Source organism: Nocardia sp. NPDC057440 (assembly GCF_042802915.1).
Classification (GTDB): Bacteria; Actinomycetota; Actinomycetes; order Mycobacteriales; family Mycobacteriaceae; genus Nocardia.
The window spans coordinates 574,600-599,032 of sequence record NZ_JBHVDF010000002.1 but is presented as its reverse complement, the minus strand read 5'-3'; the positions used below and the strand labels follow the sequence as shown (position 1 = coordinate 599,032).

Annotated in this window: 23 protein-coding genes; 15 read left to right on the top strand and 8 right to left on the bottom strand. The window is 67.6% G+C overall.

The genetic code is table 11. The features are described from left to right. Positions 1–41 precede the first annotated feature (41 nt). Entirely contained in the window at positions 42–335 is a 294-nt protein-coding gene (locus ACFU4Z_RS06070) for a hypothetical protein (protein ID WP_328406807.1), read from the bottom strand. A gap of 197 nt (positions 336–532) precedes the next feature. On the opposite strand from ACFU4Z_RS06070, the gene ACFU4Z_RS06065 reads away from it, so the two are divergent. Together ACFU4Z_RS06065 and ACFU4Z_RS06060 are read left to right on the top strand one after the other, a co-directional pair. Continuing rightward, a complete protein-coding gene (locus ACFU4Z_RS06065) occupies positions 533–1,207 on the top strand; it encodes a suppressor of fused domain protein (protein WP_379060147.1) in 675 nt (224 codons plus the stop codon). 68 nt (positions 1,208–1,275) lie between these two features. Further along, positions 1,276–3,339, top strand: coding sequence for an NAD(+) synthase (locus ACFU4Z_RS06060; RefSeq protein ID WP_379060145.1), 2,064 nt, complete (start codon positions 1,276–1,278; stop codon positions 3,337–3,339). A 267-nt stretch (positions 3,340–3,606) separates the two neighbouring features. Here the strand turns inward: ACFU4Z_RS06060 and ACFU4Z_RS06055 are convergent, their stop codons facing one another. The 4 genes from ACFU4Z_RS06055 to ACFU4Z_RS06040 form a co-directional block, all read right to left on the bottom strand. Beyond that, the gene (locus ACFU4Z_RS06055; protein WP_379060143.1) at positions 3,607–4,335 is read right to left on the bottom strand and encodes a Clp protease N-terminal domain-containing protein; all 729 of its coding nucleotides are present in this window, start codon (positions 4,333–4,335) and stop codon (positions 3,607–3,609) included. 173 nt (positions 4,336–4,508) lie between these two features. Further along, complete coding sequence (locus ACFU4Z_RS06050) at positions 4,509–5,408, bottom strand: CDP-alcohol phosphatidyltransferase family protein (RefSeq protein ID WP_379060356.1); 900 nt, start codon at positions 5,406–5,408, stop codon at positions 4,509–4,511. Beyond that, complete coding sequence (locus tag ACFU4Z_RS06045; protein WP_379060142.1) at positions 5,408–6,139, bottom strand: phosphatidylserine decarboxylase; 732 nt, start codon at positions 6,137–6,139, stop codon at positions 5,408–5,410. The genes ACFU4Z_RS06050 and ACFU4Z_RS06045 overlap by 1 nt, the downstream gene beginning before the upstream one ends. Positions 6,140–6,312: 173 nt before the next feature. After that, complete coding sequence (locus ACFU4Z_RS06040) at positions 6,313–6,579, bottom strand: GlsB/YeaQ/YmgE family stress response membrane protein (protein WP_379060141.1); 267 nt, start codon at positions 6,577–6,579, stop codon at positions 6,313–6,315. Between the two features lie 226 nt (positions 6,580–6,805). Between ACFU4Z_RS06040 and ACFU4Z_RS06035 the strand changes: the two genes are divergently transcribed. Next, positions 6,806–7,834 (top strand): beta-ketoacyl-ACP synthase III, encoded by a 1,029-nt coding sequence (locus tag ACFU4Z_RS06035; protein WP_379060140.1) that lies wholly within the window; start codon positions 6,806–6,808, stop codon positions 7,832–7,834. A 12-nt stretch (positions 7,835–7,846) separates the two neighbouring features. Here ACFU4Z_RS06035 and ACFU4Z_RS06030 read toward each other — a convergent pair whose 3' ends face one another. Both ACFU4Z_RS06030 and ACFU4Z_RS06025 read right to left on the bottom strand, forming a co-directional pair. Then, a complete protein-coding gene (locus ACFU4Z_RS06030) occupies positions 7,847–8,566 on the bottom strand; it encodes an SIMPL domain-containing protein (RefSeq protein WP_379060137.1) in 720 nt (239 codons plus the stop codon). A 1-nt stretch (position 8,567) separates the two neighbouring features. Then, positions 8,568–9,023 (bottom strand): SRPBCC family protein, encoded by a 456-nt coding sequence (locus ACFU4Z_RS06025; protein ID WP_379060135.1) that lies wholly within the window; start codon positions 9,021–9,023, stop codon positions 8,568–8,570. Positions 9,024–9,366: 343 nt separating this feature from the next. Here ACFU4Z_RS06025 and ACFU4Z_RS06020 point away from each other — a divergent pair, with 343 nt between their 5' ends. The 5 genes from ACFU4Z_RS06020 to ACFU4Z_RS06000 all read left to right on the top strand — a co-directional run bounded on the left by ACFU4Z_RS06020 (position 9,367) and on the right by ACFU4Z_RS06000 (position 13,792). Further along, complete coding sequence (locus ACFU4Z_RS06020) at positions 9,367–9,561, top strand: hypothetical protein (protein WP_379060133.1); 195 nt, start codon at positions 9,367–9,369, stop codon at positions 9,559–9,561. A 53-nt stretch (positions 9,562–9,614) separates the two neighbouring features. Further along, positions 9,615–11,282 carry an FAD-dependent oxidoreductase gene (locus tag ACFU4Z_RS06015; protein WP_379060132.1) on the top strand — a complete coding sequence of 556 codons (1,668 nt, stop codon included), beginning with the start codon at positions 9,615–9,617 and terminating at the stop codon, positions 11,280–11,282. A gap of 13 nt (positions 11,283–11,295) precedes the next feature. Beyond that, entirely contained in the window at positions 11,296–12,822 is a 1,527-nt protein-coding gene (locus tag ACFU4Z_RS06010; RefSeq protein WP_379060130.1) for an ATP-binding protein, read from the top strand. Then, a complete protein-coding gene (locus ACFU4Z_RS06005; protein WP_379060129.1) occupies positions 12,819–13,175 on the top strand; it encodes a UBP-type zinc finger domain-containing protein in 357 nt (118 codons plus the stop codon). The genes ACFU4Z_RS06010 and ACFU4Z_RS06005 overlap by 4 nt, the downstream gene beginning before the upstream one ends. 98 nt (positions 13,176–13,273) lie before the next feature. Beyond that, positions 13,274–13,792, top strand: coding sequence for a hypothetical protein (locus ACFU4Z_RS06000; protein ID WP_379060127.1), 519 nt, complete (start codon positions 13,274–13,276; stop codon positions 13,790–13,792). 71 nt (positions 13,793–13,863) lie between these two features. Here the strand turns inward: ACFU4Z_RS06000 and ACFU4Z_RS05995 are convergent, their stop codons facing one another. After that, the gene (locus tag ACFU4Z_RS05995) at positions 13,864–14,472 is read right to left on the bottom strand and encodes a hypothetical protein (protein WP_379060125.1); all 609 of its coding nucleotides are present in this window, start codon (positions 14,470–14,472) and stop codon (positions 13,864–13,866) included. Between the two features lie 463 nt (positions 14,473–14,935). On the opposite strand from ACFU4Z_RS05995, the gene ACFU4Z_RS05990 reads away from it, so the two are divergent. The 7 genes from ACFU4Z_RS05990 (at position 14,936) to ACFU4Z_RS05960 (ending at position 24,424) form a co-directional block, all read left to right on the top strand. Continuing rightward, positions 14,936–17,203 carry an AAA family ATPase gene (locus ACFU4Z_RS05990; protein ID WP_379060123.1) on the top strand — a complete coding sequence of 756 codons (2,268 nt, stop codon included), beginning with the start codon at positions 14,936–14,938 and terminating at the stop codon, positions 17,201–17,203. Positions 17,204–17,330: 127 nt separating this feature from the next. After that, on the top strand, positions 17,331–18,620 hold the full coding sequence (locus ACFU4Z_RS05985; protein ID WP_379060121.1) for a hypothetical protein: 1,290 nt from the start codon (positions 17,331–17,333) through the stop codon (positions 18,618–18,620). 111 nt (positions 18,621–18,731) lie between these two features. Further along, positions 18,732–21,617, top strand: coding sequence for a Na+/H+ antiporter subunit A (locus ACFU4Z_RS05980; RefSeq protein WP_379060118.1), 2,886 nt, complete (start codon positions 18,732–18,734; stop codon positions 21,615–21,617). Further along, a complete protein-coding gene (locus tag ACFU4Z_RS05975; RefSeq protein ID WP_379060116.1) occupies positions 21,614–21,997 on the top strand; it encodes a Na(+)/H(+) antiporter subunit C in 384 nt (127 codons plus the stop codon). The genes ACFU4Z_RS05980 and ACFU4Z_RS05975 overlap by 4 nt, the downstream gene beginning before the upstream one ends. Further along, complete coding sequence (locus ACFU4Z_RS05970) at positions 21,994–23,610, top strand: Na+/H+ antiporter subunit D (protein WP_379060115.1); 1,617 nt, start codon at positions 21,994–21,996, stop codon at positions 23,608–23,610. Before ACFU4Z_RS05975 ends, ACFU4Z_RS05970 begins: the two co-directional genes overlap by 4 nt. Continuing rightward, positions 23,607–24,167: a Na+/H+ antiporter subunit E gene (locus tag ACFU4Z_RS05965; RefSeq protein ID WP_379060114.1), complete on the top strand. Its 561-nt coding sequence runs from the start codon at positions 23,607–23,609 to the stop codon at positions 24,165–24,167. The genes ACFU4Z_RS05970 and ACFU4Z_RS05965 overlap by 4 nt, the downstream gene beginning before the upstream one ends. Further along, a complete protein-coding gene (locus ACFU4Z_RS05960) occupies positions 24,164–24,424 on the top strand; it encodes a monovalent cation/H+ antiporter complex subunit F (RefSeq protein ID WP_379060112.1) in 261 nt (86 codons plus the stop codon). Before ACFU4Z_RS05965 ends, ACFU4Z_RS05960 begins: the two co-directional genes overlap by 4 nt. Positions 24,425–24,433 lie beyond the last annotated feature (9 nt).

Sequence of the window (24,433 nt, the reverse complement as noted above, 5' to 3'; positions counted from 1 at the left end):
TCAGGGGTGTCGAGTGCAAGGTACGGCGACACCGCACCCGCTCAGTCTCGGTCGTCGACGCGCAGCACCAACGCCACGAAGGCGTCGGTACGACGCTCTTCGGGCGTGCGCGGCTCACCGCCCTCGACCGTGACGAGCTCGGCATCGTGCAACAGCAACTCTGCCTCGACCCGCATGACAGCTCGGATGAATGGCGGTGCCACCTCCGGGGGAAGATCGCCGTTGACGATGTACTCGCCGTCCGGCCCCGACTCCGTGGACACGTAGGACAGCGCATGTATCAGGTCAGCGCGCCGCTCCCCTGCCACTAGGTCGGAATCCGTGTCATCCGCCATTGCTATAGCTTAGCGGCCGTCGATCTTGACCGCCGTCCAGATCGCGCGTCGGCGCGCCGTGCCAGAGCCAAGGCACGGGCAAGAAAGACCAGGTCGCGCGGCCCGCTGTCCGGAGCCGACCGCAAAACCGCTGTCCGCCAACATCGGACGATTCCGCGCGACGCGCCGAGTGGAAGACACGGAACTAGAGTGGCGACGTGAGTGAAGCACCGGGCTGGGACGCCATCGACGGCGCCCTCGCACAGTTGTACGACGGCGTCGAACCCACCCATTGGGCGCCGGAACTGCCCTGGTCGCTCGGCGGTCCCGATCCGCTCGACGGCATCAGCGTGTATCCGCGCACCGACCCGGTCCCGCACTGGCACTACCTCAGCTATGGCATGAGCGAGCTGTACGAGAAAGAGTGGGACAACCCCGCCGAATCGGGCTGGGGATTCGAATTCACCTTCCGGCTGGTACGCCTGCCCACCGATACCGTGCCACCGGTGTGGCCCGGCGACTTCATGCAGAACCTCGCTCGCTACGTCTTCCAGTCGGGCAAGTGGTTCGAGCCCGGCCACGCCATCAAGGCGAACGGGCCCATCGCCGCCGACCGCGCGGACTCGACCGTCCACGCCGTCGGATTCGCGGTCGACCCGGAACTCGGCGGCATCGACACCCCGAACGGCAGCCTCCAGTTCCTGCAGATCGTCGGTCTGACCATGCCCGAGTACCGGGCCGCGCAGGGCGGGAACCTGCTCACCCTGCTTGCCGAGCTCGCGCCGCGACTGCCGCTGTTCGTCACCGATGTCGAGCGCGAACCGCTGATCACCGAACCGCCGCCGAAGGTGGACTGGCCACGGTGGGGCGGCGGGCTACGCGGCAGGCAGTAGCCGCGGCCGGGGGTAGATTTCGCGGCGGAGCATGATCACATTCGACTCGATCCCGAAGGGGGACGTCGATGCCCGACCTGGCGTTCGAATCGCTCTACCGGCACGGGTTCGCGCGGGTGGCGGTCGCGGTGCCACGGGTACGGGTCGCGGACCCTGCCTACAACGTCGAGCAGACGCTGCTGCTGGCCCGCCAGGCGGCTGACGCCGGCGCGGTGCTGACGGTGTTTCCCGAGCTCGGGCTGTCCTCCTATACCGCCGACGACCTTTTCCATCAGGATGCGCTGGCCGACGCGGTGGACGCGGCGCTGGCACGCCTGGTCGCGGCGAGCGCGGACATCGACACGGTGCTGGTGGTCGGGGCACCGGTCCGGGCGCAGGGCAGGTTGTTCAACTGCGCGATCGCGGTAAGCGGGGGTGTTGTGCTCGGCGTGGCGCCCAAGAGCTACCTGCCGAATTATCGCGAGTTCTACGAGAAGCGGCAGTTCGCGGCGGCGCGGGAGAACTTGGCAGACCAGATCACGATCGCCGGTCGGCGGGCGCCGTTCGGAGCCGATCTACTGTTCACCGCGACCAATCTCGACGGATTCGTCTTTCATCTGGAGATTTGTGAGGACGGCTGGGTGCCGCTGCCGCCGAGCGGGTTCGCCGCACTCGCCGGCGCGACCGTGCTCGTCAACCTCTCGGCCAGCAATATCGTCATCGGCAAGGCCGACTATCGGCGGGCGCTGTGCACCTCGCACTCGGCGCGCTATCTGGCCGCCTACCTGTATTCGGCTGCGGGACACGGTGAATCGACGACCGATATGGCGTGGGACGGACAGGCGCTGGTCTGCGAGAACGGCGATCTGCTTGCCGAAGGCGAGCGGTTCGCCGATCATCCGCAGTTGATCACCGCCGACCTCGACCTACCGCGCCTGGCCGCGGATCGATTGCGCACCACCAGTTTCGCCGACAATGTGCATGACCACCGCGACCATCTGGTTCGGCTACGGCGCATCGAGATCGAGGTGCCGGTGCCGACCGCCACCGTCGAGCTACGACGCGAAATTCCGCGCTTCCCTTACGTTCCCGCCGACCCGACGGCACGCAACGAGCGCTGCGCCGAGGTGCACCACATCCAGGTGGAGGGCCTGAGCACCCGGCTGCGGGCCACCGGAATTCAACGCGTTGTCATCGGGGTCTCCGGTGGGCTCGACTCCACTCAGGCGCTGATCGTGGCGGCCAAGACCATGGACCGGCTCGGGCTGCCGCGGACCAATGTGCTCGCCTACACCATGCCCGGCTTCGCGACCGGGGCGCGCACTCGCAACGACGCACACCGGCTGATGCGCGCACTCGGGGTGAGCGCACAGGAGATCGACATCAGGCCCTCGGCCACCCAGATGCTGCGCGACCTGAATCACCCTGCTGCCGACGGTGTTCCGCAGTACGACATCACCTACGAGAATGTGCAGGCCGGTGAGCGGACCGCACATCTGTTCCGGCTGGCCAATCAGCACCATGCGCTCGTCGTCGGCACCGGTGATCTCAGCGAACTCGCTCTCGGCTGGTGCACTTTCGGCGTCGGCGATCATATGGCGCACTACAGTGTGAACGCCTCGGTCCCCAAGACGCTGATCAAATACCTGATCGCCTGGGCCGTGGACACCGATCAGTTCGGCGCGGACGCGGGCGAGGTGCTCGCGTCGATCCTGCAGACCGAAATCTCGCCGGAACTGATTCCCACCACCGATTCCGACGCGACCGGGCCCGGTCAGAGTTCCGAGGCCACCGTCGGCCCGTACGAGTTGCAGGACCTCCACCTCTACAACCTGCTGCGCTTCGGCTACCGCCCGAGCCGCATCGCCTACCTGGCGTGGCAGGCCTGGTCGGACACCGCCCGCGGCAGCTGGCCCGATCTCATCCCCGCCGACCAGCGCAACGCCTACGACCTGCCGACCATCAAACACTGGCTCGCGGAATTCCTGCGCCGCTTCATCCAGACCAGCCAGTTCAAACGCTCGACGCTGCCGAACGCCCCCAAAGTCGGCTCCGGCGGCTCACTGTCGCCGCGCGGCGACTGGCGCGCTCCCAGCGACGCCTCGGCCGCCGCCTGGCTCGACGAACTCGCCCGCAACGTGCCCGACCGGTGATATTTCAGCCGGCCCGCAGATACCTGCCTGCGGTGTCGCACTGAGAGGCGTTCGGGAGACCGTTCGCCTGCCCGAGCCGCGATAGCTCGCGCCCGGCGGCCGCGCGACGCCGCCGAGCCGACGACCTACGCCGAACCCGTGCCTGCCCGGCGCGTGCGGCACAGGCCGCACGAAATCCCGTCAGCACCTGGTTGATTCGGCTGCGAGACCGAACCCGCACCGGACGGACGGTCATCCGGCCGCCGTGGATGTCCGCCCATCCCCTTGTCATGGCTGCTCGGTGGCGATCACCGAAAGCAGTTCGACCAGATGGGTTTCCACCTGGGGCTTGTAGACGCCGACACCGGCGAGAAGGCCGAGGCCGTTCTCCTGCTCCAGCAGTGCGAGCAGGATGTGCTCGGTGCCGACGTAGTTGTGGCCGAGCCGGAGTGCCTCGCGGAAGGTCAGTTCGAGCACCTTCTTCGCCTCCGGGCCGAATGGGATCAGCACAGGCACCTCGTCCACCCGAGCCGGTAGGCCCGCTGTCGCGACCTCGCGGACGGTCTCCAGCGAACCGCCGTGCAGGAGGATCTCCTTCGCACCGAGTCCCTCGGGTTCTGACAGCAGCCCGAGAATCAGGTGTTCGATGCCGATCTGGGCATTGCCCGCCGTGCGCGCGACTTCCTGCGAGCTCACCACGACCGCCCGCGCCCGCGGGGTGAATTTGGCGAAGCCGGCGCTGGGGTCCATGCCGGCGGCATCCTCCGCCGCACCGGGAGCCTTGGGCACGAACCGCTTCTGGGCGGCTTGCTTGGTGACGCCCATGCTGGCGCCGATATCGGTCCATGACGCGCCGGAGCGGCGGGCTTGGTCCACGAAGTGGCCGATCAGGTGATCGGCCACTTCGCCGAAGTGTCCCGCGGTGACCACCGCGTCGGAGAGCTGTTCCAGCACGTCGTCGGGGCGCGCTTTCTTGATGCCCTCGATCAGATCGTCGAGCCGTATGTTGTGTGCCATGCGTCAACCATAGGTTGACGACTATCTATCGTCAACCCTCCGTTGACGATGCCGTCCGGCGGGTGACGTAGCGCGCGACCTTGTTCGCGCCGACGATCGGACGCCGTGCCGTGTTGACGAGACCGCCGAGGCCCGAGGAGTCCTTGACGGAAACCTCGGGACCGCCGCAACGATCAGCGCGACACGTCGTCGTCCCGCTGCCTGCCGCCCGGCCTGCGCAGGCGTAAGCGGGCGCTGGACACGCGGATGGCCGGGCGGCGGATCGCGGGCATGCGCCGCTGGGCACGGCGCTGCGCACGGCGTTCGGCGGGCTTGTGCTCCCAGGTCTCCGGCCGCGCGGCGACCCAGCGCTGCGAGTGCCAGGCGAACGGAATATGACCGAGGTACAGCGCGACCAACACCAGCAGCAGCACGATCGGGTAGGTGACCAGCGCCGCCGCGGCGACCGCGACCAGCACGAGCAGGCCCGCGGCGGCCTGCGGCGCCACCGACACCGACTTCATCGCCAGCGTCGGGATGGTGCTGACCGACAGTGCGGCGGCACACAGGGTCCACAGCGCGACTTCGTAGAAGCCGACCCACCAGCCGTCGCCGAACTGCACGAACAACGCGATCGGCACCAGCGCGATGAGCGCCCCCGCGGGCGCGGGCACGCCGACGAAGTATTCGCGCGACCAATCCGGGCGGGTGTCGTCGTCCATCAGGGTGTTGAACCTGGCCAGTCGCAGCACGATGCTCACCGCGTACATCAGCGCGATGATCCAGCCCGCGCTATTGCTGTCCAGCAGCGCGATGTACAGCACGAGGGCGGGCGCGACGCCGAAAGAGATGGCGTCCGACAGTGAATCGAGCTCCGCGCCCATCTTGCTGGTGGCGTCGAGCATGCGGGCCAGCCGCCCGTCGAGAGTGTCGAGCACCGCCGCCGCGCCGACCATCGCGAGCGAGGTGTTGAGCTTGCCGTCCAGGGCGAATTTCACCGCGGACAATCCGGCGCACAGCGCCAGGATCGTCACAATGCTCGGCAGCAGCCGGATCGAGCGGCTACGCCGGGGCTTGGACACGGCGTGCTCCATCATGACTCGGCGGATGATGAGCCCAACACCGCCAGGACGGTTTCGGCCCCGATGGTGCGCTGTCCCGGCTCGACAAGCAGCTCGGTGCCCACCGGGAAGTAGGTGTCGACGCGCGAGCCGAAGCGGATCAGCCCGTAGGTGTCCCCGATGGTCAGTACGTCACCGACTTTCGCGTCGCAGACAATGCGGCGGGCGAGCAGCCCGGCGATCTGGACGACGACGACCTGCCGGCCGTCGGGGGTCTCCAAGACCATGCTGTTGCGCTCGTTCACCGAGCTGGCCTCGGGCAGGTCGGCCGAACGGAACTGGCCGGGCTGATGCGAAACGGCGCGCACGGTGCCGGAGACCGGCGTGCGCTGCACATGCACGTCGAGCACCGAGAGGAAGATGCTGACCCGGGGCAGCGGCTGGTCGCCGAGGCCCAACTCCGGTGGCGGAGAAGCGGTGTCGACGAGCGCGACCTCACCGTCGGCGGGCGCGACAACGACGCCCGTCCGATTCGGCGGCACCCGGTTCGGGTGCCGGAAGAACGTGGCGCAGGCCGCCGCGGCGAGTAGTCCGCTCCGGCGCACCCATTTGCGACGCCCGCCGAGAACCGCCACCGCGAGCGGCGCGGCCACAAAAGGCAGGCCGGCGGGGTGCAGCGGGGGAATCGCGGCCCGAACCAGATCGACGACATGGCCGACTCCGGTGGTTTCGGGCGTGCCGGGCGGGGTGGGGCGGCGTGCCACAGGCTCCTCTTTCGTGCTCGATACAGATGGAATGCGCCCCTCAACAATAGGTCGAGCGCAAGCGATCACACCCTAATCGACGCAGCCGGACATCGTCCGCCCACAGCCCGCACCGGGCCCAGCGAAGGCGAGGCACTTCCGAGCATAGGAGCTTGTGGCAGGTGTTGCCGGAATCAGGCTCGACGGCTGGTGAACAGCTTCACCAAGAACAACAGAATGGCCGCACCGCCGAGGCAGGTGAAGAAGCTGAACCAGAGGCCGCCGCCCTCGACGTCGACGCCGAGCAGCTTCAACAGGAATCCGCCGAGTAGACCTCCGACGATACCGACCACGATATTGAGGAGAATGCCTTGCTGAGCATCCGTCTTCATGATCTTGCTGGCGATCCAGCCGGCGAGTCCGCCGATGATGATCCAGCCGATAATCCCGAGTCCCAGCATGTTGTCCTCGAATCACTAGTTGGGGCATGCCGCCAACAGGAAAAAGGCGTGCTCCGAGGGTATACCCGCCGAATGTGAGAATACGCACTAGCGCGCGGCGATCCTGGGGCTAATATGAGGGGGCCTCATGTCTACGGGCACGTAGGTAGTTTGCTGATGAGGAACTCATTTACATGCTTCGGGGTACAACCCGGCGGCGCCGCCGCAGGTACATAGGAGACGCATAATGGCTGCTCGAATCGCCCAGTACACCGGGGCAGAGCACACGGCGATCCTCGGGCTCGGCGTATACCGCCCCGCCCGGATCGTCACGAACGATGAGGTGGCGGGCCCGATCGACTCGAGCGACGAGTGGATCCGGACCAGGTCGGGCATCAAGACCCGGCGGTTCGCTTCGGAAACGGAAACGATCCAGAGCATGAGCGTCGCGGCCGCCCGCGACGCGCTCGAATCCGCAGGGGTCGAGGTCGACCAAGTCGACTGCGTGATTGTTGCTACGTCCACCCATCTGCTGCTCACCCCGGCGGCCGCGCCGCGCATAGCCACCGAGCTCGGCATGAACGGCGCGGCGGCCTTCGACGTCTCCGCCGGTTGCGCGGGCTTCTGTCACGCGCTGGCGCTCGCCTCGGATCTGGTGCGCGGCGGCACCGCGCACAACGTGCTGGTGATCGGTGTCGAGAAGCTGACCAGCACCGTCAATCCGACCGACCGCTCCACCGCATTCCTGTTCGCCGATGGTGCGGGCGCCGTGGTGGTCGGGCCGTCGGACACCGTGGGAATCGGTCCGACGGTGTGGGGTTCGGACGGCACCCAGCATCACGCGATCCGGCAGGACAAGGACTGGATGGAGTTCTTCGCCGAGATCGAGGAGAAGGGGCTCGACGCGGTCCGCCCCTACATGGCGATGGAAGGCACCGCGGTGTTCCGCTGGGCCGCGCATTCCTTGGAGAAGGTCTGCCGCGACGCCATCGATCGGGCGGGGCTGTCCACCGACGATCTGGACGCGATGATTCCGCACCAGGCCAACGGCCGGATCATCGAGATCATGGCCCGCGTGCTGAAGCTGCCGGAGCACTGCGCGCTGGCCAACGACATCGAGGAGACCGGCAATACGTCGGCCGCCTCGATCCCGCTTGCCATGGAGGCACTGCTGCGCACCGGCGAGTCGAAGCCGGGCGATACCGCGCTGCTCATCGCCTTCGGCGCGGGGCTTTCCTACGCCGCCCAGGTGGTCACACTGCCGAAATGGCAGTAGTCACCGGGTAATTCAGCCGAGGCCCCAGGTGACTGTCACCGTGAAAGTCACCGTCTGGGTGCCCGGCTCCAAGGCGAAGGACTGCGCCGCCTCGTCGCGCAGGGCCTTCGGGGTGTCGTCGCGGCTGCTTGCCTCGTTGATGGTGATGACATCGGTCAGTTTCGACCCGGCAAGCACCGCGTACTGCTCGGCCCGCGACTTCGCGTCGGCGAAGGCGCGCGAGCGCGCGTCGGCGAGCAATCGCGAATCGTCGTCGAGTGCGAAAGAGACTCCGCGCAGTCGAGTTTCGTCGCCGCCCGCCTTGACCCCGCTGTCCAGGATCGCCGAAGCCTTCGACAGGTCACGGACCACGATGTGCACGGAGTTGGTCGCCCGGTAGCCGATAATGGTCTGGTTGCCGCCGTCCGGGCCGCTGGCGTATTGCGGCTGGATGGAGATCTCGGTGGTGCGCACGTCCGCACGGGCCAGGCCCGCGGCCACCATGGCGTCGGTGATCGCCTTGGCCTTGTCGTTGGCGCCGTTGATCGCCGCGGATACGTTGCCGGCGTTCACCTCCACCCCGAGATCCGCGTTCAGGGTGTCCGGGGCGCCGCGCACCTGACCGGACCCGACCACGGTGACCTCACGGGCGGGTCCCGAATCGGATTTACCACAGCCGGACAGCAGCACAACCGTCCCCGCCGCGGCCGCAATGGCCGCCGTAAAGCGTAGCTTTCGTCGCATACGACGCAAGCTACGCCTGCGCCTCGACCGCTGTCTTGATCTTGCCGAGCGTCTCGTTCATACCGCGCACGAGTTCCTCTTCGAACGGCTGCTCGCCACCGAGCGCGGCGTTGATGGCCCTGCGGGAGAACCAGGTGGTGCCGTTGGGGACATCGCGGCGTTCGATCAGCCTGGTGCCGGTCGCGGTCGGCTCCAGCGTGTAGCTCCAGATGCTGCGGTTCTCGTTGATCCGGAACGCGAAGGCCTGGTTGGGTTCGTAGCGCACGATTCGCGCGGTGGTCGGCCAGTACTTCTTGCCGTCACGATTGAGGTTGAACGTCCAGGTGCCTGCTTTCGGCGTGCCGAGCGCCAGCATCCTGACGCACTGCGGGCTGAACTCCGGCATCCGCTTCAGGTCGCCGATAACGGCCCACACCTGTTCCGGGGGTGCGGCGATATCAACCGTGACTTCGAGATTTTTCGGCAACACTGCCTCCGGGAGAACTGCGGCGACCGGACCTATTTCGGTACGGCTAGCACGATTTGACGATTACCTCGCATCCTAATATGCGCAGTCGGGCGAAGTCCGACTATCGCCGCGCGGGGCCGAGCACAGGCGAGGCAGCCGCCTGATAAACCCAGTCGGACGCAGTCCGTCCATAGCCGCGGCGGGCCGAGCGCAGGCGCGTAGGAAGCGGCAGTTGGAAGACAAACGCGTCACATTTTCGAGATTTATTCACCTGCCCGTGTAATGGCCAGCGCACAATGACGGATAGACGAAGCATCAGCCACTGCCACCAACTTTTCCGTCCAGCGTGAGGTGATCGGCCGTGAAACTGCGCTCGCTTTTACACCGTCGGGACGCGGATCAGGTTCCGCTGCTGCCCGCTGTCGAACCCCCCGAAGGATCCGCGGCGCGTGGCTCGCCCTCCTCGCACGCGGCCCGCAAGATCGCTCAGGAAGAACTGCTCGAGCGCCTGCTCACACCGGGCGAACTCGACATGGTGCGCAAGCACCGGGTGTGATGGCGGGCAAAACGCCGACGACAGCGGACCCGGCGAGGATCCATACTCGTTAGGTGACTTCACCCGCTGCTACGAAGCCGGCCATCCTCAGCGTCGACGACGACCCAGGGGTCTCCCGCGCGGTCGTGCGCGACCTGCGCCGCCGCTATGGCGCCGAGTATCGGATTCTGCGCGCGGAATCGGGCGCCGCCGCGCTCGACGCGCTTCGTGAGATGAAACTGCGCGGCCAGCCGGTCGCGGTACTGATCGCCGACTACCGGATGCCGGGCATGGACGGCATCGAATTCCTCGAGCAGGCGATGGACCTGCACCCTTATGCCCGCCGGGTGCTGCTGACCGCCTACGCCGACACCAGCGCCGCGATCGACGCGATCAATGTCGTCGATCTCGACCACTATCTGCTCAAGCCGTGGGATCCGCCGGAGGAGAAGCTGTATCCGGTGCTCGACGGGCTGTTGGAGGCCTGGCGCAGCAGCGAGCAGCGGCCGGTGACCGAGACCAAGGTGGTCGGCAACCGCTGGTCGCCACGGTCGTCGGAGGTGCGCGAGTTCCTCGCCCGCAACCAATTGCCCTACCGCTGGTATCTCGCCGACGAACCCGAAGGCGCGCGCCTGCTGGAGGCGGCGGGCGCCGATCCGGAGCGATGTCCCGTCGTCATCACCGAAGCCGGGCAGACGCTGGTGCAACCGAGCGACGGGGAGTTGGCCGAGAGCGTCGGACTGAGCACGAACCCGACCGGCGAGTTCTACGACCTCATCGTGGTCGGCGGCGGCCCTGCGGGTCTGGGCGCGGCGGTCTACGGCGCCTCCGAGGGCTTGCGCACGGTACTCGTCGAGCGCACGGCGACCGGCGGCCAGGCCGGACAGAGTTCGCGCATCGAGAACTATCTCGGCTTCCCGGATGGCGTCTCCGGAGCGCAGCTCGCGGATCGGGCGCGGCGGCAGGCAGCCAAGTTCGGCGCCGAGGTGATCACCACCCGCGAGGTGGTCGGTCTCGAGGTGAACGGGTCCGCGCGGACCGTGCGGTTCGCCGACGGTGGACGGCTCTGCGCGCACACCGTGATCATCGCGACCGGCGTCGACTATCGCCGCCACACCGCTCCGGGCGTCGACGACTTCACCGGGCGCGGTGTCTACTACGGCTCGGCGATGACCGAGGCATCCGAATGCTCCAACCACGACGTCTACATCGTCGGCGGGGCGAATTCGGCCGGCCAGGCCGCGGTCTTCCTGTCCCGCAACGCCCGCACCGTGCACCTGGTCATCCGCGCTGACTCGCTGGACAAGTCCATGTCGCACTATCTGATCCAGCAGATCGGGCAGATACCGAACATCAAGGTGCACACCCGCACCGAGGTGATCTCCGCCGAGGGCGACGATCACCTGCAGCAGATCGTGCTGCGCAATAACGAAACCGACGTCGAGGAGAAGGCCGAGGCCGAGCGGCTGTTCCTGTTCATCGGCGCGGCGCCGCAGACCGACTGGCTCGACGGCGTGATCACACGGGATCAGGCCGGATACGTGCTGGCCGGACCCGATCTGCTCGTCGACGGCGGCAGACCGGCCGGTTGGGAATTACCGAGGCCCCCACACCACTTGGAAACAAGTGTGCCCGGCGTCTTCGTGGCCGGTGATGTGCATGCCGACTCGGCCAAACGCGTGGCTTCCGCAGTCGGTGAGGGTGCTATGGCTGTCATGCTCGTGCACCGGTATCTCGCGTAATCAGGAGGCTGACATGAATTCGAAAGATACCGCCGCGCGCAGCAGCCGCCTGGTCTGCGATCCCGCGGAATTGCGCACGCTTTTCCTCTTCGAGAAGCTCGACGACGAACAGCTCGAATGGCTGTGCGCGGACGGGCGGGTGGAAACCATCGAACCAGGTCTGGTTTTTCGTGAGGGCGATCCGGCGACCTGCTTCTATGTGCTGATGGACGGCGAGGTGGTCCTCACCAAGCTTTCCAGCGGCACCGAGATCGAAATGGTCCGCACCGATCACAGGGGCGCGTACGCGGGCGCCTGGATGGCCTACATGGGCGACAAGGTCGAGCAGATCTACAACGGCTCGATGTCCGTGCCGCGGCCGTCACGGTTCTTCGTGCTCGACGCGGGCACCTTCGCCAGGATGATGCACGAGTGGTTCCCGATGGCGGTGCACATGCTGGAGGGCGCGTTCTTCGGCAACCGCAACTCCAACGAACGCATCGCCCAGCGGGAGCGGCTGCTCGCGCTCGGCTCGCTGTCGGCGGGCCTGACCCACGAGCTGAACAACCCCGCCGCCGCCGCGGTCCGCGCCACCTCGGGGCTGCGGGAACGGATCGCCGGGATGCGGCACAAGCTGGCGATGATGGCCGAGGGCAAGTTCGACACGGAATCGCTCGTCTCGCTGGTGCGCCTGCAAGAGGAGGCGGCGGCTCAGGTCGCCAAGGCGCCGGAGTTGACGCCGATGGAAGCCGCCGATCGTGAGGACCTGCTGGGCGAATGGCTGGAGGACCACGGTATCGGCGACGCCTGGAATCTCGCGCCGAATTTCGTCCAGGCCGGCTTCGACGTCGACTGGCTCGAGCGCGTGGCCGCCACCCTCGACGACTGCCCCGACCAGGTGTTCCAGGGTGCGATCCGGTGGCTGAACTACACCATCGAGACCGAGTTGTTGATGAACGAGATCGCCGACTCGACCACGCGCATCTCCTCGCTTGTCGGTGCGGCCAAACAGTATTCGCAGATGGACCGGGCGCCGTTCCAGGTGATCGACATCCACGAGCTGCTCGACAGCACCCTGGTCATGCTCAGTCGCAAGATCGGCGACGGGGTGCGGGTGGTGAAGGAGTACGACCGCTCTTTGCCGCAGGTGCCTTGCTACGCAGCGGAATTGAATCAGGTGTGGACCAACCTGATCGACAACGCGGTGTACGCGATGAACGGCCGGGGTACCCTGACGATTCGCACCAGACACGAAAACGACTGTGCCGTCGTCGAAATCGGCGATACCGGTCCCGGCGTCCCCGCCGAGGTGCGCAGCCGAATCTTCGAACCGTTCTTCACCACCAAACCGGTCGGCGAGGGCACCGGCCTCGGTCTGGACATCTCGTTCCGGATCGTGGTGAACAAACACAACGGCGATATCCAGCTCGATTCGGAGCCTGGCAACACGCGCTTCACCGTCTGGCTGCCGCTGCACCGCACCGAGGAAGACCCGGCCGAAGCGAATCCGGCCGACGACAATCGAGGCGAACCGGAATCCAACGCAGGAGGTCAACGATGACGCAGCAAGATCTGGAAGGGATAGACCCCAGCGCCGCACCGAGCGGAACCGGCTGCGTCGAATGCGAAGCAGCACAGGGCTGGTGGGTGCATCTGCGCCGCTGTGCTCAATGCGGCCACGTCGGCTGTTGTGACACCTCGCCCGCGCAGCACGCGTCCAAGCACGCCAAGGAAACCAACCACCCGTTCATCCAGAGCTTCGAGCCGGGCGAGGATTGGTTCTGGGACTTCCGCACCGAGGAGATGTACAGCGGCGGACCGGAGCTGGCCGCGCCGACCAGTCGCCCGGCCGAACAGCCGGTGCCGGGCCCACGCGGGCGGGTGCCCGCCGATTGGCAGCAGCATGTTCACTGACGTTCAGTGATCGATTGGGCGATCATAAGCCGCCCACCGCACAGTGGAGCGACAGCGCCGGAGCCAGACCCGGCGCCCGATCCACTGCGGAGCCTCCCATGACGACGACCCGATCGCACCCGGTACGCTGCACCGAACGCGCCGGAGGCTCCGGCGCCTCTAGTCACCGGGAAAAGCACGTGATGAAGCGAACTTCCGCCATCGCCCTCGCCGCAGGGGCGGTGGTTCTACTGCTGGCAGGCTGCGGCGGATCGGATGAATCCGCCGAGGCCAATGGTCTGCGCAAAGGCACGACCAGCACGAGTTCATCGGCACCACAGCCGACCGGCGCCAGCACCGGCACCAGCACCGCGCCGACCACCGGTGGCGGCGCTCCGACAACCCCCGCCAAGACTGACGACCCGTCGCTCGGCCCGGCGTCGCGCACCACCTGTGGCGAATTCAAAGCGCTCGACGGCGCGGCGGAGAAGACGCTGATCGAGCAGATACTGGCGGAGAACCCGGACAGCGCCTTCGCGGGCAGCCCGAACGTGACGCTCGGTACCGCGAAGCTGGTCTGCCTCGCGCCGAGCAACGCCGATACCCCGGTCGCCAAGGCCGCCGGGATCGTCAAGTAGGACAATGTCTCGCTGAGACAGCGCGTGCGCAGCCTGCCGGCCGCGCACGCGCGTTTTCATGCCGTCACTGCTCAGGGCTGGCCGGTGGCGAGCGCCGTCAGAGCATCGATGAACGGCTGACCACCCATGGCCGCGCCGCCCGCGAGCGCGCCGACGACGAGCCCGGTCGGCCCGGTGATGAGGCTGAAGATGCCGAAGCCGAGCAGGCCGCCGATGAATCCGCCGAGCATGCCACCGAGAATCATCCCGACAATATTCTGGCTCGCTTGCTGCACGAAGTTGTCGAAGGCGCTGATGTCCTTCAGATCGGCGATATCCTTCGGGCTCACTTCCGGTGTGAGTGTGAGGCTCCGGCCGTTGTCGTCGATCTTGTAGGCGACCGGAATGGCGTGCCCGGCGACCTCGAACGTCAGCGGCACCTCGGCGACGACCGCGCCGTTCTCCGCCTGTACCGCCACCCCCGCGCCGTTCCCGCTGAGGGCGAACTTGCCCGCGTCGAGCGTGGTGGTCACAACCTTCGCATCACGGGAAAGCGCTGTGTTGTAGCCGATTCCCTGCTCGATGCCCGAGGTGGACACGGCCTGCTCGGCGGCCACCGGCTGCGCGTTCGCAGCGCCCGCGGTGATTCCCACCGCCGCGATGGCCAGAAATGCGGTCGCGCTGAACTTTCCGAACTTCATTCGTTGAATCCCCTCCAAAAGACGGCCGTCCGATCGGATCGACCGTCGGCGACGTTACCGCGTCCGCAAGTGACTGGCACACAAGGGATTAGCGCCGACGTCGGCGGACTCCCGTGTTGTTCTCCACCGAAGTAGTCAGTTCGCCGGGATATAACTGAAATGGTTTTGTAGCACCACACCGGCGCGTGGCGAGCCGCAGAATTGTTATTGCGAACAGTGAGAAAAATATTTGCGCGACAGCGTGGATCGCCGACGTTCATTGATTGCTGCGGCGACGGCTCGACCCGAGTGGGCCTGTAGACGACCACTGGCACGCACCCACGATGCCGACGACGACGAAACCCGGCCGCATACGGTTCCGTGAAAACACTCACAATTACGTTTGCGGGCTGCCAATAGCAGTGCGAGGCGCTCACGACGGTGTTTTTCGGCGAACGCGCCCGCACCCGGGCAGAATGGCACAGTGGCAGAACTGGCTCTCACCGCTCGCTTGAACCCGTCCGCCGCCGATGCCCGCCGCGGCGTGGTGCGGCTGCATCCGGAGGCGCTCACCGCGCTCGGGCTGCGTGAGTGGGACGGCATCGCGCTGGTCGGATCGCGGCGGACCGCGGCCGTCGTCGGGGTTGCGCCCGCGGATACACCGGCGGGAGTCGCGTTGCTCGACGACGTCACGCTGTCGAATGCGGGGCTGCGCGAGGACACGACTGTGGTCGTCGCCCCCGCGACGGTGTACGGCGCGAAACAGATCTCGGTCAGCGGCTCGGTGCACGCCACCAGGACCATTCCGGCCGCGACCCTGCGGCAGGCGCTGCTCGGCAAGGTCGTGACCGTCGGTGACGCGGTCTCGCTGCTACCGCGCGACCTCGGCCCCGACATCAGTTCTTCGGCTGCCACCCAGGCGCTTTCCCGGACATTCGGCATCGCGTGGACCACCGAGCTGCTCACGGTGACCGCCATCGATCCCGGGCGCGGCCCGGTGAGTGTGCAGCCGAACACCGCCGTCTTCTGGGGCGCGGGCGTGGTCGCCGCACGCGAAGCCGCCGACCGCGCGGCGGCCGGGGCGCCGATCCCGGTGGGTGAGCAATCGCAGGCGGCGGTAGCGGCAGGCGAACTGGCGGCCATGGCCGCGACGAACGGCGAGGTAACGGGCTGGGTCGCCGGGAGCGGTCACGCCGCGGTTCCCGTCGAGGAGCTGGCGGGCGCGCACGGCCAGGCCGCGAAACTCGACGAGTGGCTCAGCCTCGCGCTCGACGAACCGGAGTTGCTCAAAACCCTCGGTGCCACACCGCATCTCGGCGTGCTGATCACCGGCCCCGCCGGTGTCGGCAAGGCCACCCTGGCTCGTTCGGTGACCGCGCCACGGCGCATCATCGAGCTGGACGGCCCGACCGTCGGAGCCGCCGAGAGCGGCGCCCGGCTGCGTGAGGTCGCCGCCGCGGTCGCCGAGACCGGCTCCGGCCGTGGCGGGATCCTGCTCGTCACCGATATCGACGCACTGCTGCCCGCGCAGGCCGAACCGGTCGCCACCCTCATCCTCGACCAGTTGCGGGCGGCGGTCGCCGAGCCCTCTGTCGCATTCCTCGCGACCACCGCGCATCCCGCCGATATCGATGCGCGGCTGCGCGCTCCCGATCTGTGCGATCGCGAACTCGCACTGGCGCTGCCGACGGCCGCGGTGCGCAAGGCGCTGCTGGAACAGCTGCTGCGCAAGGTGCCGACCGACGAACTGAAGCTGGACGACATCGCCGCGCGGACACCGGGATTCGTGGTGTCGGATCTGGCGGCCCTGTGCCGGGAGGCGGCGCTGCGCGCGGCATCCCGTGCGAGCAAACAACATTCGGACCCAGTGCTTGCCCAGGCCGATCTGCTCGGCGCGCTGGAGGTGATCCGGCCGCTCTCGCGTTCGGGTGTCGACGAACTCGCGATCGGCAGTCTCGGTCTCGACGACGTGGGCGATATGGTCGAGACCAAGCAGGCGCTCACCGAGACCGTGCTCTGGCCGCTGCGCCACCCGGATTCCTTCGCCCGCTTGGGCATCCATCCGCCGCGCGGGCTACTGCTCTACGGTCCGCCCGGCTGCGGCAAGACCTACCTGGTTCGCGCGCTGGCAGGCACCGGCCAGCTCAGCGTGCACGCGGTGAAGGGTGCCGAGCTGATGGACAAATGGGTCGGGGCCTCCGAGCGTGCGGTGCGCGAATTGTTCCAGCGCGCACGTGATTCCGCGCCCTCGCTGATCTTCCTCGATGAAGTGGACGCACTCGCGCCACGACGCGGCCAGAGTGGCGACTCCGGCGTCGGCGACCGGGTGGTCGCCGCGCTGCTGACCGAACTCGACGGTGTGGAGCCACTGCGCGATGTGGTGGTGCTCGGCGCGACGAACCGTCCGGAGCTGATCGATCCCGCACTGCTGCGCCCGGGCAGGCTGGAGCGCCTGGTGTTCGTACCGCCGCCGGACGCCGACGCCAGGCTGGAGATTCTGCGCACCGCGGGCCGGTCGGTGCCGCTGGCTGACGACGTCGACCTCGCCGCACTCGCCGCCGACCTGGACGGGTATTCCGCCGCGGATTGCGCGGCCCTGCTGCGTGAGGCCGCACTGACGGCCATGCGGCGGGATATGGACGCCGCCGACGTCACGGCCGAGGATGTCGCGGCGGCACGGGCGGTGGTGCGGCCCTCGCTCGATCCCGATCAGGTCGAGTCACTACGCCGCTACGCCGACACGCGCGGTTAGCCGTTCGCAGCCCTCGCGGCAAACTCACCGCAATCCGGGCCTTACCGGCCTTTCCGCACGTCGCATCTGACCGGGCAATGTGTCAGTAATCCCAAGGTCAACCGTCGCGCACAGGTATGTTCGCATCGTGCGAAGGATCGGCAATGCGGTCGACACCATCACGGCTTTCCTGGGGGCCGCGGTCGCCGGTGTCGCGATACTGCTGCCGATCACCTTCACCTGGACGGGCCAGAGCACGCCGTATCGGCTGACCAGCCTCATCAACAGCGTGCCGCGCGGCGCCGCGATCGGTGTGATCGTCGCGGTCGCCGTCGCCGTGCTGGTGACCACCTTCACCCGTCCGGTGACGGCGTGGGCGACGGCGCTCGGCGGCGCGCTCGGCATGTTCGTCAATCACTTTGCCGGACGCCACGTTTCCTCGCCCGACATGCTGACTACACAGAACTACCTGGACTCGGTGTGCGCGGGCGTCCTGCTCGGCGCTCTCGGCGCGGCCGTGCTGCGCAGGCCGGGTCCCGCGATCGGATTCGCGCTGGGCGGCGCGGGCGCCTTCGTCTCCGGCGACCTGGGCGACCTACTGCATATCACCGGTCACGACCCGTTCCAGATTCTGGAAACACCGCCACGGTGGCTGATCGCGGCGGCGGTGTGCTTCCTGGTGCTCAGCACCTACCGCAACCGGTCGCGGCCGATGGACGAGCGGCCACCGCGGATGACCGTCGATCTTCCGGTGACGCCGATTCTCGCGGCCATGGTGCTGGCCCTAGTCGTCCTCATGGTCACCGAATGGTTGAACCGCCAATACCAGGACGCGCCCAACGTCAGTCACGCGGTCGATATCGGACTCGCGGTCACCGCGACGGCGCTCGCCGCATTGGCCGCCGCGATGCTGCTGCCCGGGCGCGACGGTGTCGGCGTGTACCTGGCGGTGAGCCTGGTTCCGGTCTTCAGTGCCCTTGGCTACGCGCCACGGCCGGGCTGGGGCCTGCTCGCGCTGCTGGTCATTACCGCTGTCGGGCTGTTCATCGGGATCCGACTGCCGTCGACGTTCATCGCGATCACGATGATCGCCGGACTCGCCGTCTTCTCCATGTACGCCGGGAACAGCGATATCAACATCGTGGACGCAGCGGGCAGCGCCGGCCTCGCGTTGACGGCAGGCTATTGCTGTGGCACCGCACGCCCTCGCTACGCGCCCAGCGGCGTGCTGGCGATCGCGGCCCTCTACCTGCCATCGATCATCACAGCGGTCGAACTCCAGCCCGACGGCGCGACCAAAGCATCGACACCGGGGGTGACCGCACTCGCGATCGCGGCCTGTTCGGCCGTCGGATTGGCGGTGCTGCATCGCTTCCGGCAGCGCAGCCGGCCGCAACCGGACAAACCCGCCGAGGGCGAAACATTAGCGGACATATAGCCGATCCGCTCCGACATGGCCGACGCCATACCGGCTCCAGTCACTGAAAATACGCGCTCCGCGTAGGATTTACCCGCATCACGCCGCCGCCCCGACCCGACGGAGTGCAGTTTGCTCGCAATCCTGCTCGCGCATGCCATGGCCGCGCTCGCGGCGCCATTGTGCGTGCGGGCGTTGGGCCGCAATGCGTTCTATGTCCTCGCCCTGGTCCCGTTCGGCGGGTTCGGCTGGGTGATCGCGAATTGGGGGAGCACACAGCAGGTTCGGGTCGCGTGGGCGCCGAGCATCGAGATGAACATCGATCTGCGTTTCGATTCGCTCGCCGCCGTCATGTCGGCACTCGTCCTCGGCATCGGCACACTGATCCTGATCTACTGCGCCAGATATTTCGAGGACGACGAGCCACGGCTCGGAGTGTTCGCGGCCGAGATGGCCGGCTTTGCCGGGGCCATGTTCGGGCTGGTCACCAGCGACAACATGCTGCTGCTCTTCGTATTCTGGGAAACAACCACAGTGTTGTCGTTCCTGCTCGTCGGGCACAACGCCGAGCAGGCGGTCAGCCGAAGGGCGGCGATCCAAGCGCTGCTGGTGACCGGCGCGGGCGGGCTGGCGATGCTCGTCGGCCTCATCATCCTCGGCGAGGCGAGCGGCAGTTATCTGCTGTCGGACCTGCTGGCGCGGGCGGACCCGCCGACGGGCACCGCGGTGAATGTCGCCGTGGTGCTGCTGCTCGTCGGGGCGTTGAGTAAGTCGGCCATCGTGCCGCTGCACTTCTGGCTGCCCGGTGCGATGGCCGCACCGACTCCGGTCAGCGCGTACCTGCACGCCGCCGCCATGGTGAAAGCGGGCGTATATCTGGTGGCTCGGCTTGCGCCGGTGTTCGCGAGCAGCCCGCCGTGGCACCCGTTGATCCTGACCCTCGGGGTGGCGTCGATGCTGCTGGCCGGGTTGCGGTCGATCCAGGTGCACGACCTCAAACTGATGCTGGCATTCGGCACGGTGAGCCAGCTCGGCTTCCTGATCCTGATGGTCGGCCTCGGCACTCCGGACGCGGCGCTGGCCGGTGTGACGCTGATCGTCGCGCACGCGTTCTTCAAGGGCTGCCTGTTCATGGTGGTCGGCATCATCGACCACGGGGCAGGCACGCGCGATCTGCGACGACTCTCCGGCCTCGGCCGCCGCGCACCGGTGCTGTGCGGGGTCGCGACGCTGGCCGCGCTCAGCATGGCCGGGATCCCGCCGCTGCTCGGCTTTGTCGGCAAGGAAAGCGCGCTGGCCGCCATCCTGGATACCGATACGCTCGCCGGGCCCGCCACGGCCGCCGTCGCCACCGGCGTGGTGCTCGGATCGATGCTGACGGTCGGCTACAGCATCCGCTTTGTGTGGGGAGCGTTCGCGGACAAGCCGGCGCGCACGACCGTCGGGGTCGACAGCGAGTGGCGGCGCAGTCAGGAGCGGGGCACGCCTGGCGCGGCGGAGGATCACTGGCACGCGCCGGGTGCGTTGTTCCTCACAGCGCCCGCGGTGCTGGCGGTGGCGGGCCTGGCTGCGGGAGTCGCCGCGCCCTGGCTCGACGAGCTGCTGAGTCCGTACGCGAAAACCCTGCCGGGGACTCTCGATTCGCGGCTGGCACTGTGGCACGGATTCAATGACCCGCTCGCGCTGACCATCCTGATCATCGCGGTAGGCGTCGCGCTGTTCCGGCTGCGCGCCCGCATCGGCGAATCCCCGCGCCCCATGCTCGGCAACGCCGACCGGGCCTACGACGCCACCCTTGCGGCTATGGATCGGCTGTCGCTACGGATGACCGGCGCGGTGCAGCGCGGTTCGCTGCCGTTGAGCCAGGCGACCATCCTCGGCACGCTGATCATCCTGCCCATGGTGTTGCTGGCGAGCGGCACTCGCACGGGAGTCGAACTGCGCCTATGGGATTCGCCGGTGCAACTGGCCATCGGGGCGATCATGGCCGCGATGGCGCTGAGCGCGACGCTGCTGCGCAATCGGCTGGCCAGCGTTCTGGTCGTCGGCGTCACCGGCTACGGGTGTGGCGTGATCTTCGCGCTGCACGGCGCTCCGGATCTCGCGCTCACCCAATTCCTCGTCGAGACACTCACATTGGTCATCTTCGTGCTGGTGTTGCGCGCCTTCCCCGCCGAGATCGAAGACAGCCGCACAGCCGCCTTCAAGATGCGCAGGGCGGTGCTAGCCACCGGGGTCGGCGCCACGGTCGCTGCGCTCACGGCCTTCGCCACCGCGGCCCGCGGCACCGAACCGATCTGGCGCCTGATCCCCGACGCCGCCTACACATTCGGCGGCGGCAAGAACGCGGTCAACGTCCTGCTCGTGGATATCCGTGCTTGGGACACCCTCGGCGAGATCTCGGTACTCGTCGTCGCCGCGACCGGAGTGGCCTCACTGGTGTTCCGCAGCAGGCGTTTCGGCAGCGCGCCGCGCGCCGCGGACGCACCGGACTACGACCCGGACCTGGTGAGCTGGTTGCCCGCGGGCCGGCTCGTCGCGCGGCGGGACCGATCGATGGTCCTGCAGATCACCACCCGTCTGGTCTTCCCCACCATCATGGTGCTGTCGGTGTACTTCTTCTTCTCGGGCCACAATGCGCCCGGCGGCGGTTTCGCGGGCGGGCTCACCGCGGGACTCGCGTTGACCCTGCGCTATCTCGCGGGTGGTCGGTACGAACTCGGCGAGGCGCTCCCTGTCGACGCGGGCCACGTGCTCGGCGCCGGGCTGGCACTGGCCGCCGGGACCGCGGCGGGCTCGCTGCTGCTCGGCGCGCCGCCGCTGTCCTCGGCGATCCTGGAGGTGACACTGCCGGTGCTCGGGCACATCAAGCTGGTCACCGCCCTGTTCTTCGATCTCGGCGTCTATCTGATCGTGGTCGGCCTTGTCCTGGATGTGCTGCGCAGCCTCGGCGCGCGCCTGGACTACGAGTTGGCATCCGAGAAGACCGGCCCGGCGAAGGGCGGTGTCCGGTCATGACGGCGAACCTGACGTTGCTGGTCCTCATCGGGGTGCTTGTCGCCTGCGGGGTGTACCTGATCCTCGAACGCGCCGTGTCGAAGATGCTGCTCGGCATGATCCTGTTCGGCAACGCGGTGAATCTGCTGATCCTCACCGTCGGCGGACCCGGCGGCAGGCCCCCGATTCGCGGCGACGCCGACGACGCGCACGAACAAATGGCCGACCCTTTGTCCCAGGCGATGGTGCTCACCGCGATCGTGATCACCATGGGCCTCGCGGCATTCGTCCTCGCGCTCGCCTACCGGTCCTACAGCCTCACCACCACAGAGGATGTCCAGAACGACCGGGAAGACGTCGACATCGCCGCGCGGCGCGGGCGAGAGGACCCAGAGGATTGAGCCCGTCGCCGGATCTATTGCCCGCGCTGGCGCCGCTGCCGGTGCTGGTCCCGTTGCTCGGTGCCGCGGCGACCCTGGTGTTCGGCCGCAAGCCGAGCATCCAGCGTTCGATCATGGTCCTCGCGTTGGCGTCGGTCGTGGTGATCTGCGGACTGTTGTTGTATCTGGCCGACCGGGACGGGACCACCGCGGTCCAAGTCGGCGGCTGGGAAACGCCGATCGGCATCACATTGGTGGTGGACCGGCTCTCCGCGGCGATGCTGCTCGTCTCGTCCATCGTGCTGCTCGTCGTGTCCGTCTACGGTGCCGGCCAGAACATCCGCGACGGCGACGAGCGGCAGCCGACCTCGATCTATCGGCCCACGTATCTGGTGCTGACAGCGGGTGTTTCGGCGGCCTTCCTCGCCGGTGACCTGTTCAATCTGTTCGTCGGCTTCGAGATCCTGCTCGCCGCCTCGTTCGTGCTGCTGACCGTCGGCGCGACCGCGGACCGGATCCGCGCGGGCGTCGCGTATGTGATGGTCTCGATGCTGTCGTCGCTGATCTTCCTGACCGGCATCGGACTGGCCTATGCGGCCACCGGAACACTGAACCTGGCACAGCTGGCCGTCCGGATGAACGAGGTGCCCCATGGCACGCGCACCGCCATCTACGCGGTGCTGCTGGTGGCGTTCGGCATCAAGGCGGCGGTCTTCCCCCTGTCGAACTGGCTGCCGGACTCCTACCCCACCGCACCCGCGCCGGTGACCGCGGTCTTCGCCGGGCTGCTCACGAAAGTCGGTGTGTACGCGATTATTCGGACGCATACGCTGCTGTTTCCCGACGGTGGTTTCGATTCGGTGCTGCTGGTCTGCGGCCTGCTCACCATGCTGGTCGGCATTTTCGGCGCGATCGCGCAGAACGATATTCGCCGCCTGCTGTCGTTCACGCTGGTCAGCCATATCGGCTACATGGTGTTCGGGGTCGGGCTCGCCACCACGGCCGGGCTGGCGGGCGCGGTTTTCTACGTGGCGCACCACATCCTGGTGCAGACCACACTGTTCCTGGTAGTCGGTCTGATCGAGCGACAGGCCGGTTCGGTGACGCTGCGCAGGCTCGGCGGCCTGGCCGCGGCGAGTCCGCTGCTTGCCGTGCTGTTCCTGGTTCCTGCGCTCAATCTCGCCGGGATACCCCCGTTCTCGGGGTTCATCGGCAAGGTCACGCTCTTGCAGGCGGGTGCGGCGGACGGCAGTGTGCTGGCCTGGGTGCTGGTGGCGGGGTCGGTCGTCACCAGCCTGCTGACGCTGTATGTCGTCGCGCGGGTGTGGAGCAAGGCCTTCTGGCGGCCGCGGTCGGAGGCACCGGAGGGCCATCTCACGGCCGCGAAACCGCCGACGCTGATCGAGGATTCGACCGACGTGCTCTACGACGAACGCACCGACCCCGGCCGCATGCCCGTGCTGATGGTGCTCTCGACGACGGCGCTTGTCGCGGTCGGCCTCAGCCTCACCGTGCTGGCCGGGCCCATCCTCGGCATCGCCGACCGCGCCGCGACGGATCTGCGCGATCCCGCCGTGTATATCCGTGCGGTACTGGGCAATTCGCAGAGGGCAGCGCCGGGGGGAGTCCGATGAGGCTCGGTAGCGCTGCGATCAACAGGGAGCGGGCGGTCCGCGTCGGCATTCTGGTGTGGCTGACCGCCGTCTACATGGTCCTGTGGGGTGACCTGAGCGTCGCCAATCTGCTGGCCGGGCTCGCGGTGGCCGCGCTGATCATGGTGACACTGCCGCTGCCCCGGGTCCCGGTCGCCGGTCGACTGCATCCGCTGTCGCTGGCCGAACTCATCGTGGTGAGCGTGTACTACGCCCTCGAATCCAGCCTCCAGGTCGCTTGGTTCGCGATCCGGCCCGCACCGCCGCCGGTCTCCGGTGTGCTGCGACTGCGCATGGAGATCAAATCCGATCTGGTGCTCGCATTGTGCGCGGACCTGCTCAATCTGATTCCGGGAACCATGGTGCTCGAGATCGAGAAAGAACGCCGCGTCGTCTTCGTGCACGTGCTCGACGTGAGCAGCGACGCGGCCGTCGACAAGTTCTATCGGACCACCCGGCGGCTGGAACGACTGCTGATCGCCTCGTTCGAGCGCCCCGCCGAATGGCATCTCACCCAACCACCGGAGGTCAACAGATGACCGTCGTCACCATCGTCGCCGCCGTGCTGTTGACAGCCGCGGCCGTGATCACCAGCTACCGCGTACTTGCCGGACCGAACACCCTGGACCGGGTGGTCGGCATCGACTCACTGATGGCGATCGCCGCGTCCGGACTCGCGGTCTGGGCGGCCTACAGCGACGACACCACCGTGCTCCCCGCGATCGTCGCGCTGGCGCTGGTCGGGTTCCTCGGCTCGGCGGCCGTCGCTCGATTCCGGGTCAGGGACGACCAATGACGCGCGGCG

Coding starts and splice junctions, on each gene's coding strand:
- ACFU4Z_RS06070 (WP_328406807.1), bottom strand. CDS start 335: ATGGCGGATGACACGGATTCCGACCTAGTGGCAGGGGAGCGGCGCGCT.
- ACFU4Z_RS06060 (WP_379060145.1), top strand. CDS start 1,276: ATGCCCGACCTGGCGTTCGAATCGCTCTACCGGCACGGGTTCGCGCGG.
- ACFU4Z_RS06055 (WP_379060143.1), bottom strand. CDS start 4,335: ATGGCACACAACATACGGCTCGACGATCTGATCGAGGGCATCAAGAAA.
- ACFU4Z_RS06050 (WP_379060356.1), bottom strand. CDS start 5,408: ATGGAGCACGCCGTGTCCAAGCCCCGGCGTAGCCGCTCGATCCGGCTG.
- ACFU4Z_RS06040 (WP_379060141.1), bottom strand. CDS start 6,579: ATGCTGGGACTCGGGATTATCGGCTGGATCATCATCGGCGGACTCGCC.
- ACFU4Z_RS06035 (WP_379060140.1), top strand. CDS start 6,806: ATGGCTGCTCGAATCGCCCAGTACACCGGGGCAGAGCACACGGCGATC.
- ACFU4Z_RS06010 (WP_379060130.1), top strand. CDS start 11,296: ATGAATTCGAAAGATACCGCCGCGCGCAGCAGCCGCCTGGTCTGCGAT.
- ACFU4Z_RS06005 (WP_379060129.1), top strand. CDS start 12,819: ATGACGCAGCAAGATCTGGAAGGGATAGACCCCAGCGCCGCACCGAGC.
- ACFU4Z_RS06000 (WP_379060127.1), top strand. CDS start 13,274: ATGACGACGACCCGATCGCACCCGGTACGCTGCACCGAACGCGCCGGA.
- ACFU4Z_RS05995 (WP_379060125.1), bottom strand. CDS start 14,472: ATGAAGTTCGGAAAGTTCAGCGCGACCGCATTTCTGGCCATCGCGGCG.
- ACFU4Z_RS05975 (WP_379060116.1), top strand. CDS start 21,614: ATGACGGCGAACCTGACGTTGCTGGTCCTCATCGGGGTGCTTGTCGCC.
- ACFU4Z_RS05965 (WP_379060114.1), top strand. CDS start 23,607: ATGAGGCTCGGTAGCGCTGCGATCAACAGGGAGCGGGCGGTCCGCGTC.
- ACFU4Z_RS05960 (WP_379060112.1), top strand. CDS start 24,164: ATGACCGTCGTCACCATCGTCGCCGCCGTGCTGTTGACAGCCGCGGCC.